The following is a 16152-nucleotide window of genomic DNA, read 5'->3' as shown; positions in this document are numbered from 1 at the left end:
ACGGACGCTCGGTCGGGGGCCGGGGCGCCGAGAGCTCCGGCGGCTCCGACGCCGAGTCGTCCCGGGAGTCCGCGGCGGCCGAGGAGCGCGAGAGCAGGCCCCGGCCCGACAGGAAGCCCGCGGCGGGCCCGGGCGGGCTGCCCCGGCGCGTCCGGCAGGCCAACCTCGCCCCGCAGTTGAAGGCCGAGCCCACCGCGGAGGCGGAACGAAAGGCGGCGGAACCGGAGCCCGAGCGCGACGCCGAAGAAGTACGGGCCAGGATGGCCTCGGTACAGCGCGGTTGGCAGCGTGGGCGGCAGCAGGAAGCGGCCGACCCCGAAGACACGGGACGCACGGCACCAGGAACCACATCGGAGGGGGACGGTCGATGACCGCACCGCAGGCAGCAGCACGCAACACCTCGTCGAAGGGGTCGGGCGAGCTGAACTGGCTCCTCGACGAACTGGTCGACCGGGTGGGCAGCATCCGCAAGGCGCTCGTGCTCTCCGGGGACGGTTTGGCGACGGGCGCGTCCAAGGACCTCACCCGCGAGGACAGCGAACACCTCGCGGCGGTCGCCTCCGGCTTCCACAGCCTCGCCAAGGGCGTGGGCCGGCACTTCGAGGCGGGCAGGGTCCGCCAGACCCTCGTCGAACTCGACGAGGCGTTCCTGTTCGTCACCGCGGCGGGCGACGGCAGTTGCCTCGCGGTGCTGACCGACGCCGACTCGGACGTCGGGCAGGTGGCGTACGAGATGACGCTGCTGGTCAAGCGCGTGGGCACGCACCTGGGCACCGCGCCGCGGTCCGGGCAGCCTGCTGGAGGGTGATGGGTCCGGATGACCGGGGGTGACATGACGGGGGACAGCGGGCAGTCGACGCGCTGGTTCGACGATGCGGCCGGGCCGGTGGTTCGGCCGTACGCCATGACACGCGGGCGTACCCGCAGCGCGGCCAAGGAGAAGCTCGACCTGATCGCGATGGTCGTCGCCGAGGACGGGCCCGACCTGCCCGGCGGCGGAATCGGCCGGATCACGGTCGACCAGACGCTGTCACCGGAGCACCTCGACATCGTCGATCTGAGCCGGGCGCTGCCGCAGTCGGTCGCCGAACTCGCGGCCGAGCTCGACCTCCCGGTCGGGGTGGTGCGGGTGCTCATCGGCGATCTGCTGGACGCGGAGCTGGTCCGGGTCAGCAGGCCGGTGCCGCCGGCGGAGCTGCCGGACGAGAGCATCCTGCGCGAGGTGATCGAGGGCCTGCGGGCGCTCTGAGCGACGGCTCGCGGGCGCGCGCCGGGAGCCGCGCCGCGGCCGTTTCCGCACAGGCGGGCACAGACAGGCACGCGCGAGCGCAGACGGACACCGCCGGGCCCGCACCGGCGCGGAAGGGGCGCGACCGGGGGCGTCAAGGCGGCTCCACCCGGCGCGCGCCGGCCCGTACGAGCCGGTCCCGCGTCCGCGCGCCGCAGGCCGCGCGGACGCGGCGGGCCGCGCAGGGCGCGGAGTGTCCCCCTGCGCCATGGGCGATGTCGGGCGATGATGGTGGGCGGGAGCCGCACCGGGCGAGAGCCGCGCCGCGCGCGGAGACCCGGTCATACCGCCTCGCGTCCGACGGACCCGAGTGGCAGGCGGCGACCCGAGGTGGTAATCCTCGATGGTCGTCGGCCGTGTGGGTCCCGCGACCAGAGCGTGCCAACGAGTCGAGTACGGAACGAAGGCTGCCCCCATGGGAGCAAGACGAGCCATGCAGTCAACATCCTCCGCGTCCTCGGGCGCACCCTGCTGGGTGAGCCTCACGACGCGCGACATGCAGGCGGCACAGGACTTCTACCGAGCGGTGCTGGGCTGGCGATTCCGGGCCGGGAGCCTGGGCGAGGACTTCTCCGTCGCGATCTCCGACGGCGTGCCGGTCGCGGGCGTCGCCGCGGTGGCCCACACGATGGGAATCCCGGTGTCCTGGACCGCCTACTTCGCGGTCGCCGACGCCGACCTCGTCGCGGCCCGTATCCGGGAGCGGTCGGCGACGGTGGCCGTCGGGCCCCTCGCGCTCGGCAAGGGCCGCGCGGCCCTCGCCGCCGACCCGGCCGGGGCCTCGTTCGGGTTCTGGGAGGGCGAGGTGCTGCCGGGCTGGCACGTGGGCAACGGCAGCGCCCCCGCGTGGCTGGAACTCCGGACCATGGACGCCTTCGCCGCGGCGATCTTCTACGGAGAGGTCTTCGACTGGGTCCCCGGCGAGCCCGGCCACTGGGACGTGCAGTACGAGGACGACGTGGTGATGGTGCGCTTCGGCGGCCAGCTGGTGGCGGGCCTGCGCGGCGGCGCGGTCGAGGCGGCCCCTTCCCCGCAGATCCGGCCGCGCTGGCAGGTGCACTTCCGGGTCGATGACGTGGACGCCTGCGCACGGAGGGCCGCGGAGGCCGGCGGCACCGTCGTGGAGGGCCCGCAGGCCACCGCGCGCGGGCGGACGGCGACGCTTCGCGACCCGGCGGGCGGCCTGTTCACCGTGGAGGGCCATGACGCGGCCGTCGCCGCCCCCGCAGAAGCGCTCTGAGAGCCCCTGGAGGGCCCCGCGCGACGGGCGGGGGCCGCGTTAGGTCGGATCGCCCTGCCGGATCGCGTCCAACCAGCCGTGCAGCGGCGGTTGTTGCCGGGCCGGGAGGAGCGGGGAAGGCCGTCCCGGCTACAGTCCTCGATGAACGTTTCGACGCCGCGAGGAGCGCTCCGGCGACCGCGTTGTATCGTTCCCTGACCGATGCTGACTGGTCGCTGACAACTCAGCGCCATGGACGCTTCTGACCTGCATGAACAGCAATCCAGGAGAAGAGATCGATGGTCTTCGGGCGCTCCGAACGGAGCCGCGGCAAGGCCCCCGTCGAGCCGGTGACGCTCAAGATCCTGGTCGCGGGCGGCTTCGGGGTCGGCAAGACGACCCTGGTCGGCGCCGTGAGCGAGATAAAACCGCTGCGGACCGAGGAGTTGCTCAGCGAGGCGGGCCGTCCGGTGGACGACACGGGCGGCGTCGAGGGCAAGACCACCACCACCGTCGCCATGGACTTCGGGCGGATCACGCTCCGCGAGGACCTGGTGCTGTACCTCTTCGGCACCCCGGGCCAGGACCGCTTCTGGTTCCTCTGGGACGAGCTGGCGCTGGGCGCGCTGGGCGCGGTGGTGCTCGCGGACACCCGCCGGCTGGAGGACTGCTTCGGCGCGGTCGACTACTTCGAGCGCCGGGGCATCCCCTTCACCATCGGCGTCAACTGCTTCGACGGCGCGGACCTCTACTCGGAGGACACCCTGCGCGACGCGCTCGACCTCGACCCCGGGGTGCCGGTGGTGCGGTGCGACGCGCGCGATCGCGGCTCCGCCCGGGACGTGCTGGTCGCGGTGGTCGAACACGCCGTGAAGGTCGGCGCGGGGCGCCGCCGGCCGGTCACCACCTGACGATGACGGTGACGCCGGCCCGACAGCCCGATGACGGCGCTGCCGCGCGGCCGGCGACGAACGCGGCCCGCCGTCCGGGGACGACGGGCCGGATGGCGGCCCGTACCCCGGCGTCAGGGGTACGGGCCGCGGCCCACTGGACCCTCAGGCGTCGGCGGCGGGCGCGTCCTGCTCCCAGCCGAAGCTGCGCTCCACCGCCCTGCGCCAGTTCCCGTACTCGCGCTCGCGCTCCTCGGCCCCCATCCGCGGGGTCCACTCGGTGTCGCGCTTCCAGTGCGCCTTGAGCTCCTCCAGGTCCTGCCAGACGCCGGTGGCCAGACCGGCCGCGTAGGCCGCGCCCAGGCAGGTGGTCTCGGCGACCACCGGGCGGATCACCGGCACCCCGATGACGTCCGCCTGGTGCTGCATCAGCAGGTTGTTGACGGTCATGCCGCCGTCCACCTTCAGCGCGGTGATCCGCACCCCGGAGTCCTCGTACATCGCGTCGACGACCTCACGCGTCTGCCAACTGGTCGCCTCCAGCACGGCGCGCGCCAGGTGCGCCTTGGTGACGTAGCGGGTCAGGCCGGTGACGACGCCGCGCGCGTCCGAGCGCCAGTACGGTGCGTACAGCCCGGAGAAGGCCGGCACGATGTACGCGCCGCCGTTGTCCGAGACGCTCGCCGCGAGGGTCTCGATCTCGTCGGCGCTCTTGATGATGCCCAGCTGGTCGCGGAACCACTGCACCAGGGCGCCGGTGATCGCGATCGAGCCCTCCAGGCAGTAGACCGGCTGCTGGCCGCCGAGCTGGTAGCCGACGGTGGTGATCAGCCCGTTCTTGGAGGCCACCGGCCGGTTGCCGGTGTTGAGCAGCAGGAAACTGCCGGTCCCGTAGGTGTTCTTGGCCTCGCCGACGCCGAAGCAGGTCTGGCCGAAGATCGCCGACTGCTGGTCGCCCAGCGCGGAGGCCACCGGCACCCCGCCGAGCTGGCCGACGGCCGTTCCGTACACCTCGGAGGAGGACTTGATCTCCGGCAGGATCGCCGCGGGCAGGTTCATCGCGTCCAGGATGGCCTGATCCCACTGGAGGGTCTCCAGGTTCATCAGCAGGGTGCGCGAGGCGTTGGTGACGTCCGTGACGTGCACCCCGCCGTCGATCCCGCCGGTGAGGTTCCAGATCAGCCAGGAGTCGATGGTGCCGAAGGCGATCTCGCCGTTCTCGGCGCGGCGGCGCAGCCCCGGCACGTTGTCGAGCAGCCAGACCGCCTTGGGCCCGGAGAAGTAGCTCGCGAGCGGCAGTCCGGTGATGTCCCGGAAGCGATCCTGGCCGATCTCCCCGCCCAGTTCCTTGCAGAGCGCGGCGGTGCGGGTGTCCTGCCACACGACCGCGTTGTGCACCGGCTTGCCGGTGGCCCGGTCCCACAGCACGGTCGTCTCGCGCTGGTTGGTGATGCCGAGCGCGCTGAGCTGCTCGGGGCGCAGGCCCGCCTTGGCGACCGCGCCGGCCACCACGGCCTGCACCTTGGACCAGATCTCGGTGGCGTCGTGCTCCACCCAGCCCGGTTTCGGGAAGATCTGGCGGTGTTCGCGCTGGTCGACGGCGACGATGGCGCCGTCGTGATTGAAGATGATGCAGCGACTGGACGTGGTGCCCTGGTCGATCGCGGCGACGTATTTGTCCGTCGTGGCTTCCATGCCGGCGTCTCCTTACTCGGATCTGCTCAGAATGCTGCGTTGAAGATGAGACCGGACAACACCGCGCCGATCAGCGGACCGGCAACCGGTACCCAGGAGTAGGTCCACTCGGAGCTGCCCTTGTTCGGGATGGGCAGCAGAGCGTGCACGATGCGCGGGCCCAGGTCGCGGGCCGGGTTGATGGCGTAGCCGGTCGGCCCGCCGAGCGAGAGGCCGATGCCGACCACCAGGAAGGAGACGATCAGCGCCTGGGTGCCGGACTCGCCGAGTCCCTTGGTGAGTCCGAAGGCCAGGATCGGGAGCACCAGCGCGATCGTCGCGATGATCTCCGTCATGAGGTTCGCCACCGGATTGCGGATCTCCGGGATGGTCGAGAAGATGCCGAGTGTCGGCTCCTCGTTGGCGCCGAACTGTGCGTAGTAGACCAGCCAGGCGAGTACCGCGCCGAGTACGGCGCCGACCATCTGGCCCGCGATGTAGAGCGGCACCTTGTCCCAGTCGCCGGTGTCGATGGCGATGCCCACGGTGACTGCCGGGTTGAGGTGGCCGCCGGACAGCGGCCCCGCGGTGTACGCCCCGGCGAGGACGCCGAAGCCCCATCCGAAGGCGATGACCACCCACCCGGACGCCTTCGCTTTCGAATGGTTCAGGGTGACGGCGGCGCAGACGCCCGCGCCGAACAGGATCAGAATCGCGGTGCCGATGATCTCACCGACGAAGATATCCCCGTTGGAATATTCCATTGTGTCTCCTTGGCCCTCGCCCGGGGCGCTCGCCCCGGTCCTCCGTGCAGGGTGCGTTCCCGCATGCCGGCGCATTGGTTCCGCCCCTGTGAGGGGCGCGGCCGGGGGTGCCGAGGAACGGCGGTGTCGACTGACATCCGGAAGTGTTCACCGGCACTGATGGAGCGTCAAGGTCGTGGACAGCAACGGCAGCCGGGATCATCGAGGGCTTCGGCTGTCACACCTCACCGTTCTCGGCGAGCCACTTCCGTGCGGTTTCGGCCAGCTCCGCGTCCCGCCCGGCGAGCATCGTCCGGATCATCTGCGCGTCGCCGCGCAGCGACCATCCCGGATGCCCGAAACTCGCCGGATTGTTGCCCTCGATGAAGAAGTGCGCGGGCCACGCGGTGCCGTAGCCGATCAGCGGCAGCCCGAGCAGCAGCCGGCGGCGCCCGCGCAACAGGCCGTACACGGAGACGGCCAGGCCGGTCAGCGTGCCGGTCAGATGCAGCCAGCGCGTCGCGGCCTTCGAGTGCATCGCGACGTAGTAGGGCCAGAACTCCTCGTAGGAAGCGAACTCGTGAGTAGCCATGCCCGCACGCTAGCGCCGCCCCCGGACGCTGTCAGCACCTCCTGGCCGAGCAGACCTTCTCGTCAGCGATCTCGGCGCGACCGGCCGGGTCCGCGAGATCCATGACCGAAGCGCTGAACCGGAACGGGCGCAGCCGCGTCCACAACAGCAGGGCCGGGGGCACGGAACCCACGGGGGTGGTCCCGTACCCCGGCCCGAATGACTGCGGCTTAACCGCGGCCAGAACCACTGCGGCCCGAACCGCCACGGCGCGGCGAGGGGGCGCGCGAGGCGGTCCGCGCGCCCGGCTCCATCAGCGACGGGCCGGGTGGCCGGACAGCGACCGGCGGGACACCGGGAAGTCGAAGTACGTGTCCGGGAACGTCTCCGGCTTGAAGGTGTAGTGCCACCACTCCTCGGCCAGGTTGACGAACCCCAGCCCGTCCAAGGTGCTCTTGAGCAACAGCCGGTTGCGCAATTGCTTGCCCCGGATACGCGGATCGAGGGTGTGCGACAGCGTGTCGAAGCAGTCGTAGCCGGTCCCCATGTCGATCGAGTTGTCGGGGAAACGCCGGCCCTCAGGCGCGAAGCAGGGCGCCTGCGGCTCCCCGGGCTCATACGGCCGCGTGGGCTTCGCGGGCAGCTTCACCAGCGTCACGTCGAGCGTGCTGCCGCGGCTGTGACCGGACTTCTCGGCGATGTAGCCGTCCTCGAACAGCCTCGACTTGTCGACCCTCGGATAGAACTCCCGCTTCATCCGCTCGTCGTCGAGATCCTTCGCCCACGCCACGAAGTGGTTCACGGCGCGCTGCGGCCGATAGCAGTCGTAGACCTTCAGCGAATAGCCCCGCTGGAGGAACGACACCTGCGCGCGGTGCAGAGCGCGCGCCGCGGGCCTGGTCAGGATGCACATCGGCCGGCGGTAGCCGTCGACCCGTTCGCCCATGAAGTTGTGCGCGGTGAAGTAGCGGATCTCCTGGAGGATCGTCGGGTCCACAGCGCGCAGCGCGACGAACTCCTTGGGAGCCCTGGGCTCCGGTGCGGCCCGGACCGGCTCGGTCGCCTGCGCGTCCGGGGTGAGGACGGCGGTGGCGAGCAGCGCGGCGCACACGCCGGAGATCAACAAGCGGGCCCGGGTACGTACAGTGGCAGCGGTAGTCGGCATGGCTCACTCATCTATCAGCTGGGACGACCGCGAGGGAAGGGCGCCGCCGCACTGTTCCCGCTCCTTACGGGGATCCGGCCGCTCCCCGAACCCGCACCGGGTAGCCCACCTCGTCCGCCCCCTGCCGCTCCACGACGACCCGGCCGTCCGTCAGCCGTGAGTTGAACCGCTCCAGCGTCGGCCGCTCCCAGCCGTCGCCGCCCCCGGCCATGACCAGCCCGCTGCCCGTACGCCCCGGGGCCGGGGCCCACACCTCCAGTTCCACCCCGCCGTCCGGCCCGGTGACGGGAAACACCGCACCGGCCCGCGCCAGCACCGGGATGCGCGAGAGCGGCGCGTCCAACAGCACCTGCCCCGGGCCCTCGTACGCGGTCCCCGTCGTGGTGTCGTACCAGCGCCCGCGCGGCAGCCGCACCGCCCGCCGCGTCCCGCCGCGCCGCAGTACGGGCGCGACGAGCAGCGCGTCCCCCAGCAGAAACGCGTCCTCGCAGTCCCGCAGCGCGCGGTCGCGCGGCGCACTCCACCACAGCGGGCGCACATACGGAGCGCCGGTCAGCTGTGCGAGCCGGGCGAGCGTCTCGAAGTACGGCATCAGGCGCTCGCGCTCGCGCAGCGCGCCGGCCGCGTGCTCCAGGACCTCCGGCCCGAACTCCCAGGGCTCCCGCCGTCCCGCCCAGATCGCCGAATGCGTCCGGAACAGCGGGAACCAGGAGGCGAGCTGGAACCACCGCAGGTACAGCTCGGGCGACGGCGAGCCGGTGAACCCGCCGGTGTCCGGGCCCGAGTACGGCACCCCGCACAACCCGAGCCCCATGACCAGCGACAACGAGGCCCGCAGCCCCGGCCAACCGGTCGTCAGGTCGCCGGACCAGGAGCCTCCGTACCTCTGCATCCCGGCCCAGCCCGAGCGGGAGAACAGGAACGGGCGCTCCTGGGGCCGCAGTTCGCGCAGCCCCTCGTAACCGGCCCGTGCCATGGTCAGCGCGTAGACGTTGTGCGCCTCCCGGTGGTCACCGCCCCTGCCCTCCAGGACGTGCCGGGCCGAGCGCGGCAGCGTGGGCTCACCGAAGGCCGCGAAGGACACCGGCTCGTTCATGTCGTGCCACACCCCGGAGAACCCCTGCGCCAGCCGCTCCGCGTACAGCTCGCCCCACCACTTGCGCACCCGCGGATCGGTGAAATCGGGGAAGACCGCCTCGCCCGGCCACACCACGCCCCGCACCTCGCGCCCCCGGGCGTCCCGTACGAACGCGCCGACGGCCGAGCCGCTGTCGTACACCGCCTCGCCCGGCTCCGCCTTCACCCCCGGATCGATGATCGACACCAGCCGGACCCCGTCGGCGCGCAGCTCGGCGGCTAGCCCCGGCAGATCCGGGAAGCGATCGGTGTCGACCGTGAAGACCCGGTGGTCCCTGAAGTGGTCGATGTCCAGATGGACGGCCGACAGTGGCAGCCCCCGCTCCCGGTAGCCCGCCACCACCCGCCGGACCTCGTCCGCGCTGCCGAACCCCCAGCGCGCGTGATGGTGGCCCAGCGCCCAGCGCGGGGGGAGCGCGGGCGAGCCGGTGAGCGCCGTCCAGCCGTGCAGCACGCGCGCCGGCGTACCGGCCACCACCCAATAGCGCAGCGGCCCGCCGTCCATCCGCAGCTCACAGGTCCCGGGCCGGTCGTGCCCGGAGCCCGCGCCCTCCTCGCCCTCGCGCAGCCGCACCCGGCCGTCCCACGGGTTGTCGTGGAACACCAGGTGGGTGCCCGCGTCCGCCACCACCAGCTGCACCGGCATCGTGATGTACAGCGGATCGTCCCCGGGCTCGACGGCGCCGCCCGGATCGGTGTTCCACAGCCGGTACGAACCGTCCCGCAGCCGTGGGCCGGACGCCCGGCCGCCGAGGCCGAAGAAGCGAGCGTCCGCCGCCACCTCCGACCGCTGCACCCAGCGCGCGCCGACCGAGGACGCGCCCCCTTCGCCCGCCCCGCGCTCCGGCGCACCGCGCTCATCCGCCCCGCCCGCGCCCGTCTCGGTCTCCGCGCCCCTCGCACCCTCCGCGCGCCCTCCCGAATCCCCGGACACCGGCTCCCACCACCGCGGCGGCAGGTCGCGCCGCAGCACCAGACCGCCCGGCGTACGCACCTCCACCGCCCCGTGCCGGGACACCGCGACCAGCAACCGCTCGGACACCACCCGCCAGCCGCCGTCCGTGTCCGGCTCCAGCACCGCCCGCGCGTCCGCCTCGGGGCACGGGCCGGCCAGCGCGTACGACGGCTCCGGCTCCGCACCGTCCCAGCCGCAGAACACCGCGCCCCCGACCGCCACCCGCACCCGCAGCGACGACCGCGCGAACCGCACCACCCCACCCCCCGGCTGCGGCTCCGCACCCAGTGCCGGACCCGGCACCCGCGCCCGCTCCGCGCCCCGCCGGGGCAGCCCGACCGCGTCCGCGCGCCGACGCCGCCACGCCGACCGCGCCGAGCGCCGCCCCTGCGCCGTACCCGTCACCTTCAACCACCGCACCAGGTCATGCCTGTCCATGCCGCTCACCCTCCCACCGCGGCCACCCGATCCGCGGCTCGTTCAGCTTCCGTTCACCCGTGGCCGGAGCACACCGCCGCCGCGCCCGCTATAGGGGGCCCGCCCTGGTGCCGGAGTCGATCACATGGCATCGTCCTGCTCAGCCGCGTCACGCGCACACCCCAGCCCGTGCGCGAACCGACGCTGACCACGCGCACAGTCCGGGAGCCGCATCATGACCACCGCATCGCAACCCGCACCGAACCCGGAGCCGCTCTGGCAGCCGGGACCGGACCGGATCGCCGACGCCCAGGTCACGCGCTTCCAGAGCTGGGCGGCCGAACGGTACGGAGCCCCCGCCGGCACCCCCGGCGACCCGGCCGCGAGCTACGCCGCGCTGCACCGCTGGTCCGTGGACGAGCTGACGACCTTCTGGCAGGCCCTGGCGGACTGGTCCGGGGTCCGCTTCGGCACCCCGTACGACACCGTTCTCGCCGACCCCGCGATGCCCGGCGCGCGCTGGTTCCCCGGCGCGACCCTCAACTACGCCGAACACGCCCTGCGCGCCGCCGAGGACCCGGCCCGCGCCGCGACGCCGGCCCTCCTCCACGTGACCGAGGAGACGGGGGAGGACAACGCCCCCGAGCCGGTCAGCTGGGCGGAACTCCGACGCCGAGTGGGCTCCCTCGCCGCCGAGCTGCGCCGCCTCGGCGTCCGCCCCGGCGACCGCGTCAGCGGCTACCTCCCCAACATCCCGCACTCCGTCGTCGCCCTGCTGGCCACCGCCGCGGTCGGCGCCGTCTGGACCTCCTGCGCCCCCGACTTCGGCGCCCGCAGCGTCCTCGACCGCTTCGAACAGGTCGAGCCCGTCATCCTCTTCGCCGTCGACGGCTACCGCTACGGCGGCAAGGTGCACGACCGCACGGAGACCGTGGCCGAACTCCGCCGTGAGCTGCCCACCCTGCGCGCGGTCGTGCACATCCCGCTGCTCGGCACCCCCGCTCCCGACGGCGCCCTGAACTGGGCGGACCTCACAGCAGCGGACACCGTGCCCGAATTCGAGCAGGTCCCCTTCGACCACCCGCTGTGGGTGCTCTACTCCTCCGGTACCACCGGCCTGCCCAAAGCCATCGTCCAGTCCCAGGGCGGGATCCTCGTAGAACACCTCAAGCAGCTCGCCCTGCACTGCGACCTGGGCCCCGACGACCGCTTCTTCTGGTACACCTCCACCGGCTGGATGATGTGGAACTTCCTCGTCTCCGGCCTGCTCGTCGGCTCCACCGTGGTGCTGTACGACGGCAGCCCCGGCTACCCCGACACCGCCGCCCAATGGCGGATCGCTGAGCGCACCGGAGCCACCCTCTTCGGCACATCCGCCGCCTACGTCATGGCCTGCCGCAAGGCCGACGTCCACCCCGGCCGCGACTTCGACCTCTCGCGCGTCAAGTGCGTCGCCACCACCGGATCCCCGCTCCCGCCCGACGGCTTCCGCTGGCTGCACGACGCCGTCGGCGAAGACCTGTGGATCGCCTCCGTCAGCGGCGGCACCGACGTCTGCAGCTGCTTCGCCGGCGCCGTCCCCACCCTCCCGGTGCACATCGGCGAGCTCCAGGCCGCCTGCCTGGGAACCGACCTCCAGGCATGGGACCCGAACGGCAAGCCGGTCATCGGAGAAGTCGGCGAGCTGGTCGTCACCAACCCCATGCCGTCCATGCCGATCCGCTTCTGGAACGACCCGGACGGCGACCGCTACCGCGAGAGCTACTTCGAGATGTTCCCCGGCGTCTGGCGGCACGGCGACTGGATCACCATCAGCTCGCGCGGCACCGTCGTCATCCATGGCCGCTCCGACTCCACACTCACTCGTCAGGGCGTCCGGATGGGCTCCGCCGACATCTACGAGGCCGTCGAGCGGCTCCCCGAAATCCGCGAGTCCCTCGTCATCGGCCTCGAGCTGCCCGACGGCGGCTACTGGATGCCGCTCTTCGTGCACCTCGCCGAAGGCGCCGCGCTCGACGACGCGCTGCGCGCCGGCATCAAGCGGATCATCCGCGAGCAGCTCTCACCGCGCCATGTCCCCGACGAAGTGATCGAAGTGCCCGGCATCCCGCACACGCTCACCGGCAAGCGCATCGAGGTCCCGGTCAAACGCCTGCTCCAGGGCACCCCGCTGGCCAAGGCCGTCAATCCCGGCTCCGTCGACAACATCGAGCTGCTGCACTTCTACGAAGCCCTCGCCCGGGAGCGCAAGACCCAGGACCGCCCCGCCTGATCCGGCCCGGCACCCCTCGGCATGCTCGTCACCCTCCGTTGTCAGTGCCCTCGGTTACGGTGAGTGAGCAATGTTCGGATGTGCTGAGGGGGAGTCATGGCACAGACCAGGAACGGCCAGAAGCAACACAGGCACCACAAGCAACAGAAGCGCCGCGGCCAACAGAGCCACCGCAAGCACTCGCAGCAACCCAGCGCCCGGCGCAGGCTGCGCCGGGAAGTGCCCAGCACGGTAGCCGTGCTGGCCGACGCGGAGGACTTCGCGGTGATGCGGCGCTACGCGAGCTTCTCCTTCCGCGACCACGGCGCGTCCCTGCGGCAAGTGGACGGACTGCTGCGGTCGCTCGGCGCTCAGGGCGTGCACACCACTGTCGCCCTCTTCGACCCGGTCGACTATGAGGAGTTCTGCTCCGACGCCGGCATCGACCCCGACACGGCGGCCGGCCGTACCCGCTACACCGCCGAGACGGCCGCCACCGGCGCGGCCGTCCCCTACCGGGGCCAGCCCATCGGCCGACTCGTCCCGCTGCTGATCGAGGAAGCGGAACGCCAGGCCACCTGGGACTACGCCACAGAAGTGCTCGCCCGCTCCGGCGCCTGCGCCGACTGCGGCGAGGATCTGGGCCACGCGTCCTTCAACCTGGCTTCCCAGGCACTGCGCGCGCTCATCGACGCTGTGGGATCGGGCAGCCACCACCTCGTCTGCAGCGTTCCGGCGGGCGACGCCCCGCTGCTCGCGGTCCTGCACGTCGAGTGCACGGCGGGGCTGGTGCGGCTGATCGAGGCCGAAGCGCTGGTCTTCTGCACGGTGCTGGCGGCAGGCATCGCGGCGGACAGCCCCGGCGGCCTGGTGCTGCGCACCAGCGCGGGGGAGTCGCCGGACGTCGTCCGCGGCTGGGCGCTGCTCAAGGGCTGGCTGCGCTCCCTCTCGGAAGGAGAGGTCTTCACGGCTTACTGCACCGACGCCGACACGGGGGAGCCGATTCCCCCGGAGCCCAACGTCGAGTACCGGGCGGGCATCGACCTGCCCCCACCCGACGATCACCACAGGAAAGCCTGACCGGCCACCCTGACCGGTCTCGCTGATCGAGAAGCCCGATGGCCGCACCGCCAGGGGCGGTGCGGCCATCGGAGCCTCGAACGGTGAACCGGCGAACCGGTGGTCACTCCCCGGAAAGCACCGCCTGCGCGGCGCGGCGCGCTTCCTCGGCGGTGTCAGCGGCGCGCGCGGCGGCCGCCGCACGCTCGCACTGCGCGAGCGTGTGCTTGGCGAGCGACGCGCGCACGTACGGAATGGAGGCTGCGCCCATCGACAGGCTGGTCACACCGAGACCGGTCAGCACACAGGCCAACAGCGGATCGGCCGCTGCCTCGCCGCACACACCACAGCTCTTGCCCTCGGCCTTGGCCGCGTCCGCGGACAGCGCGACCAGGTCGAGCAGCGCGGGCTGCCAGGGGTCCTGGAACCGGGACACCGCGCCGACCTGACGGTCGGCGGCGAAGGTGTACTGCGCGAGGTCGTTGGTCCCCAGCGAAAGGAACTCCACCTCCTGCAGGATCGAACGGGCGCGCAGCGCGGCGGACGGGATCTCCACCATCGCGCCGAACTTCGCCTGCAACCCGGCCTCACGGCATGCGTCGGCGAACGCCTTCGCGTCGGTGCGGTCCGCCACCATCGGGGCCATGACCTCAAGGTAGACGGGCAGCCCCTCGACGGCCTTGGCGAGCGCGGTGAGCTGAGTGCGCAGCACCTGCGGGTGCTCCAGCAGGGACCGCAGTCCCCGCACGCCCAACGCCGGGTTCGGCTCGTCGGCGGGCGTCAGGAAGTCCAACGGCTTGTCCGCGCCCGCGTCCAGCACGCGTACGACGACACGGCCTTCGGGGAACGCCTCCAGCACCTTGCGATACGCCTCGACCTGCTTCTCCTCCGACGGCGCCTTCGCGGAGTCGTCGAGGAAGAGGAACTCGGTGCGGAACAGCCCGACGCCCTCGGCGCCCGCTTCAAGCGCGGCGGGTACGTCCGCCGGCCCGCCCACGTTGGCGAGCAGCGGCACCTTGTGCCCGTCGGAGGTCGCACCCGGACCGGACGAGGCCGCGACCGCGGCCTTGCGGGCGGCAGCAGCGCCTTCCAGCTCAGCGCGCTTCTCGGCGCTCGGGTTCACGAAGACCTGACCGGTGCTGCCGTCCACCGCTACGACGGTGCCCTCGGCCAATTCGCCGGCACCGGGCATCGCGACGATGGCCGGCACGCCCAGCGCACGGGCGAGGATCGCGCTGTGGCTCGTCGGCCCGCCCTCCTCGGTCACGAAGCCGAGCACCAAGGTCGGGTCCAACAGCGCGGTGTCGGCGGGAGCGAGGTCCCGCGCGATCAGCACATACGGCTCGTCGCTGTCCGGCACACCCGGCATCGGCACGCCCAACAGACGCGCGACGATACGATTCCGCACGTCGTCGAGGTCGGCGACCCGGCCGGCCAGGTACTCGCCGGCGCCTGCCAGCAGCGTCCGGTAGGAGTCGAAGGCGTCGTATACCGCGCGCTCGGCTGTGCTGCCGACCGCGATGCGACGCTCGACGTCGGCCATCAGATCCGGGTCCTGAGCCATCATGGCCTGTGCCTCGAGCACGGCCTGGGCCTCGCCCCCGGCCAGGTGCCCGCGCGCGTTCAAGTCGGCGGCCACAGCTTCCACGGCCTGGCGCGCGCGGCCTTGTTCACGCGGCGCCTCCTCCGTGGGGATCTGCTTGGCCGGCGGTTCCAGCACAGCCGTCCCCATGTGCCGCACCTCGCCGATCGCCACTCCGTGGCTCACGCCGACGCCTCGCAGGGTTGTCTCCATTTCACCCGTCTCCGATTGATGCGACGGTCAGGCCGCCGCGGTGGATGTCGTACGCGTCATCAACTCTGCGCGGAACTCACTGCCAGGTGAAGAGAGCGTCTCCGGCCTTCGCGTCGCCGTCCTCGCGCAGATCGGCAAGAGACTCAGCGGTGGCTTCGAGTGCCACGATCGGGCAGATCGGGGACTTGCCGGCCGCCTCGACGGCTACCGGGTTCCAGCGGACGACGGGGTCGCCGCGTCGAACGGTGTCGCCCTTGTTGACGAGGAGTTCGAAGCCCTCGCCGTTGAGCTGCACGGTGTCGATGCCCAGGTGCGTCAGCACACCGTGCCCCTGATCGTCGACGACGACGAACGCGTGCGGGTGAAGCGAGACGATGATGCCGTCGACCGGCGCTACTGCCGTCGAGGGCTCGCGCACCGGGTCGATGGCGGTGCCGGGGCCGACCATCGCGCCGGAGAAGACCGGGTCGGGCACTGCCGCGAGTCCGATGGCGCGTCCGGTGAGCGGGGACGTCACGGTGGTCATGGGAAGCCTCCCAGGGGCGGTGATTTATCAGCCGCCGTCACTACCTGTCCAGGACGGCGTACCGATCAGAAGCGTAAGTCATAGGAACTGAGGATTCCGCCCCACGAGGCCGTCCGCGGCGGTGTCGGGGCCGCCGAATCGATTTGCCTCGACCTGGTCGGAGCTGTACTGTCTGACACCTGCCCCGGTCAAGAGGACGCAGTTTCTGCGGACACGACGAGGGCAGCACCTATCAAATCCTGATTCACCTTTCGGGCTTGATCCTGCGTACTCACAACGGATCGTGGTTCGAAAGCGAAATTCGGCCTGATAGTGTGGTGGAACACCGAACGAGACGCCCGGAGAGCCTGGTGAAACAGGGTTGAAGGAAGCGTTTGTTCCTTGAGAACTCAACAGCGTGCCAAAAGTCAACGCCAGACTTAAACACCCCGGGCAGGACATTTCGTTCTGCTTGTGGTTCCT

Annotated in this window: 14 protein-coding genes and 1 pseudogene; 7 read left to right on the top strand and 8 right to left on the bottom strand. The window is 71.8% G+C overall.

Annotated elements, in window-relative coordinates:
• The 5 genes and pseudogenes from QMK28_RS31090 to QMK28_RS31070 form a co-directional block, all read left to right on the top strand.
• Nucleotides 1–371 (top strand): annotated as a pseudogene (locus QMK28_RS31090) (histidine kinase); the annotation flags it as partial.
• The gene (locus QMK28_RS31085; protein ID WP_326443038.1) at nucleotides 368–808 is read left to right on the top strand and encodes a roadblock/LC7 domain-containing protein; all 441 of its coding nucleotides are present in this window, start codon (nucleotides 368–370) and stop codon (nucleotides 806–808) included. The pseudogene QMK28_RS31090 and the gene QMK28_RS31085, both read left to right, overlap by 4 nt.
• A 24-nt stretch (nucleotides 809–832) precedes the next feature.
• Nucleotides 833–1249 (top strand): DUF742 domain-containing protein, encoded by a 417-nt coding sequence (locus QMK28_RS31080; protein WP_326443039.1) that lies wholly within the window; start codon nucleotides 833–835, stop codon nucleotides 1247–1249.
• Between the two features lie 472 nt (nucleotides 1250–1721).
• Nucleotides 1722–2528 carry a VOC family protein gene (locus tag QMK28_RS31075; RefSeq protein ID WP_326443037.1) on the top strand — a complete coding sequence of 269 codons (807 nt, stop codon included), beginning with the start codon at nucleotides 1722–1724 and terminating at the stop codon, nucleotides 2526–2528.
• Nucleotides 2529–2806: 278 nt separating this feature from the next.
• Nucleotides 2807–3418 (top strand): GTP-binding protein, encoded by a 612-nt coding sequence (locus tag QMK28_RS31070; protein WP_326443036.1) that lies wholly within the window; start codon nucleotides 2807–2809, stop codon nucleotides 3416–3418.
• Nucleotides 3419–3562: 144 nt separating this feature from the next.
• Here QMK28_RS31070 and glpK read toward each other — a convergent pair whose 3' ends face one another.
• The 6 genes from glpK to QMK28_RS31040 all read right to left on the bottom strand — a co-directional run bounded on the left by glpK (nucleotide 3563) and on the right by QMK28_RS31040 (nucleotide 10080).
• Nucleotides 3563–5092, bottom strand: coding sequence for a glycerol kinase GlpK (glpK, locus tag QMK28_RS31065; RefSeq protein ID WP_326443035.1), 1530 nt, complete (start codon nucleotides 5090–5092; stop codon nucleotides 3563–3565).
• Nucleotides 5093–5118: 26 nt separating this feature from the next.
• Nucleotides 5119–5835 (bottom strand): MIP/aquaporin family protein, encoded by a 717-nt coding sequence (locus tag QMK28_RS31060; protein ID WP_326443034.1) that lies wholly within the window; start codon nucleotides 5833–5835, stop codon nucleotides 5119–5121.
• Nucleotides 5836–6052: 217 nt separating this feature from the next.
• On the bottom strand, nucleotides 6053–6406 hold the full coding sequence (locus QMK28_RS31055) for a DUF962 domain-containing protein (RefSeq protein ID WP_326443033.1): 354 nt from the start codon (nucleotides 6404–6406) through the stop codon (nucleotides 6053–6055).
• Between the two features lie 31 nt (nucleotides 6407–6437).
• The gene (locus QMK28_RS31050; protein WP_326443032.1) at nucleotides 6438–6578 is read right to left on the bottom strand and encodes a hypothetical protein; all 141 of its coding nucleotides are present in this window, start codon (nucleotides 6576–6578) and stop codon (nucleotides 6438–6440) included.
• Nucleotides 6579–6698: 120 nt separating this feature from the next.
• The gene (locus QMK28_RS31045; protein ID WP_326443031.1) at nucleotides 6699–7550 is read right to left on the bottom strand and encodes a M15 family metallopeptidase; all 852 of its coding nucleotides are present in this window, start codon (nucleotides 7548–7550) and stop codon (nucleotides 6699–6701) included.
• 64 nt (nucleotides 7551–7614) lie between these two features.
• Entirely contained in the window at nucleotides 7615–10080 is a 2466-nt protein-coding gene (locus QMK28_RS31040) for a glycoside hydrolase family 31 protein (protein ID WP_326443030.1), read from the bottom strand.
• A 214-nt stretch (nucleotides 10081–10294) separates the two neighbouring features.
• Here QMK28_RS31040 and QMK28_RS31035 point away from each other — a divergent pair, with 214 nt between their 5' ends.
• Together QMK28_RS31035 and QMK28_RS31030 are read left to right on the top strand one after the other, a co-directional pair.
• Nucleotides 10295–12331, top strand: coding sequence for an acetoacetate--CoA ligase (locus QMK28_RS31035; protein WP_326443029.1), 2037 nt, complete (start codon nucleotides 10295–10297; stop codon nucleotides 12329–12331).
• Between the two features lie 96 nt (nucleotides 12332–12427).
• Complete coding sequence (locus tag QMK28_RS31030; protein ID WP_326443028.1) at nucleotides 12428–13390, top strand: hypothetical protein; 963 nt, start codon at nucleotides 12428–12430, stop codon at nucleotides 13388–13390.
• Nucleotides 13391–13493: 103 nt separating this feature from the next.
• Here the strand turns inward: QMK28_RS31030 and ptsP are convergent, their stop codons facing one another.
• Nucleotides 13494–15164: a phosphoenolpyruvate--protein phosphotransferase gene (gene ptsP / locus QMK28_RS31025; RefSeq protein WP_326443027.1), complete on the bottom strand. Its 1671-nt coding sequence runs from the start codon at nucleotides 15162–15164 to the stop codon at nucleotides 13494–13496.
• 76 nt (nucleotides 15165–15240) lie between these two features.
• Nucleotides 15241–15690: a PTS sugar transporter subunit IIA gene (locus QMK28_RS31020; RefSeq protein WP_326443026.1), complete on the bottom strand. Its 450-nt coding sequence runs from the start codon at nucleotides 15688–15690 to the stop codon at nucleotides 15241–15243.
• Nucleotides 15691–16152 lie beyond the last annotated feature (462 nt).

The organism is Streptomyces sp. H27-D2, assembly GCF_035828615.1.
In the GTDB taxonomy this organism is placed as follows: Bacteria; Actinomycetota; Actinomycetes; order Streptomycetales; family Streptomycetaceae; genus Streptomyces.
This window is presented reverse-complemented; position numbering and strand designations above follow the sequence as displayed.

Bases quoted from the DNA above. Each gene is read 5' to 3' on its own strand.
- QMK28_RS31045 (WP_326443031.1), bottom strand. From the start codon at position 7,550: ATGCCGACTACCGCTGCCACTGTACGTACCCGGGCCCGCTTGTTGATC.
- QMK28_RS31080 (WP_326443039.1), top strand. From the start codon at position 833: ATGACGGGGGACAGCGGGCAGTCGACGCGCTGGTTCGACGATGCGGCC.
- QMK28_RS31055 (WP_326443033.1), bottom strand. From the start codon at position 6,406: ATGGCTACTCACGAGTTCGCTTCCTACGAGGAGTTCTGGCCCTACTAC.
- QMK28_RS31075 (WP_326443037.1), top strand. From the start codon at position 1,722: ATGCAGTCAACATCCTCCGCGTCCTCGGGCGCACCCTGCTGGGTGAGC.
- QMK28_RS31035 (WP_326443029.1), top strand. From the start codon at position 10,295: ATGACCACCGCATCGCAACCCGCACCGAACCCGGAGCCGCTCTGGCAG.
- QMK28_RS31030 (WP_326443028.1), top strand. From the start codon at position 12,428: ATGGCACAGACCAGGAACGGCCAGAAGCAACACAGGCACCACAAGCAA.
- QMK28_RS31070 (WP_326443036.1), top strand. From the start codon at position 2,807: ATGGTCTTCGGGCGCTCCGAACGGAGCCGCGGCAAGGCCCCCGTCGAG.
- QMK28_RS31085 (WP_326443038.1), top strand. From the start codon at position 368: ATGACCGCACCGCAGGCAGCAGCACGCAACACCTCGTCGAAGGGGTCG.
- glpK (WP_326443035.1), bottom strand. From the start codon at position 5,092: ATGGAAGCCACGACGGACAAATACGTCGCCGCGATCGACCAGGGCACC.
- QMK28_RS31040 (WP_326443030.1), bottom strand. From the start codon at position 10,080: ATGGACAGGCATGACCTGGTGCGGTGGTTGAAGGTGACGGGTACGGCG.
- ptsP (WP_326443027.1), bottom strand. From the start codon at position 15,164: ATGGAGACAACCCTGCGAGGCGTCGGCGTGAGCCACGGAGTGGCGATC.
- QMK28_RS31060 (WP_326443034.1), bottom strand. From the start codon at position 5,835: ATGGAATATTCCAACGGGGATATCTTCGTCGGTGAGATCATCGGCACC.
- QMK28_RS31020 (WP_326443026.1), bottom strand. From the start codon at position 15,690: ATGACCACCGTGACGTCCCCGCTCACCGGACGCGCCATCGGACTCGCG.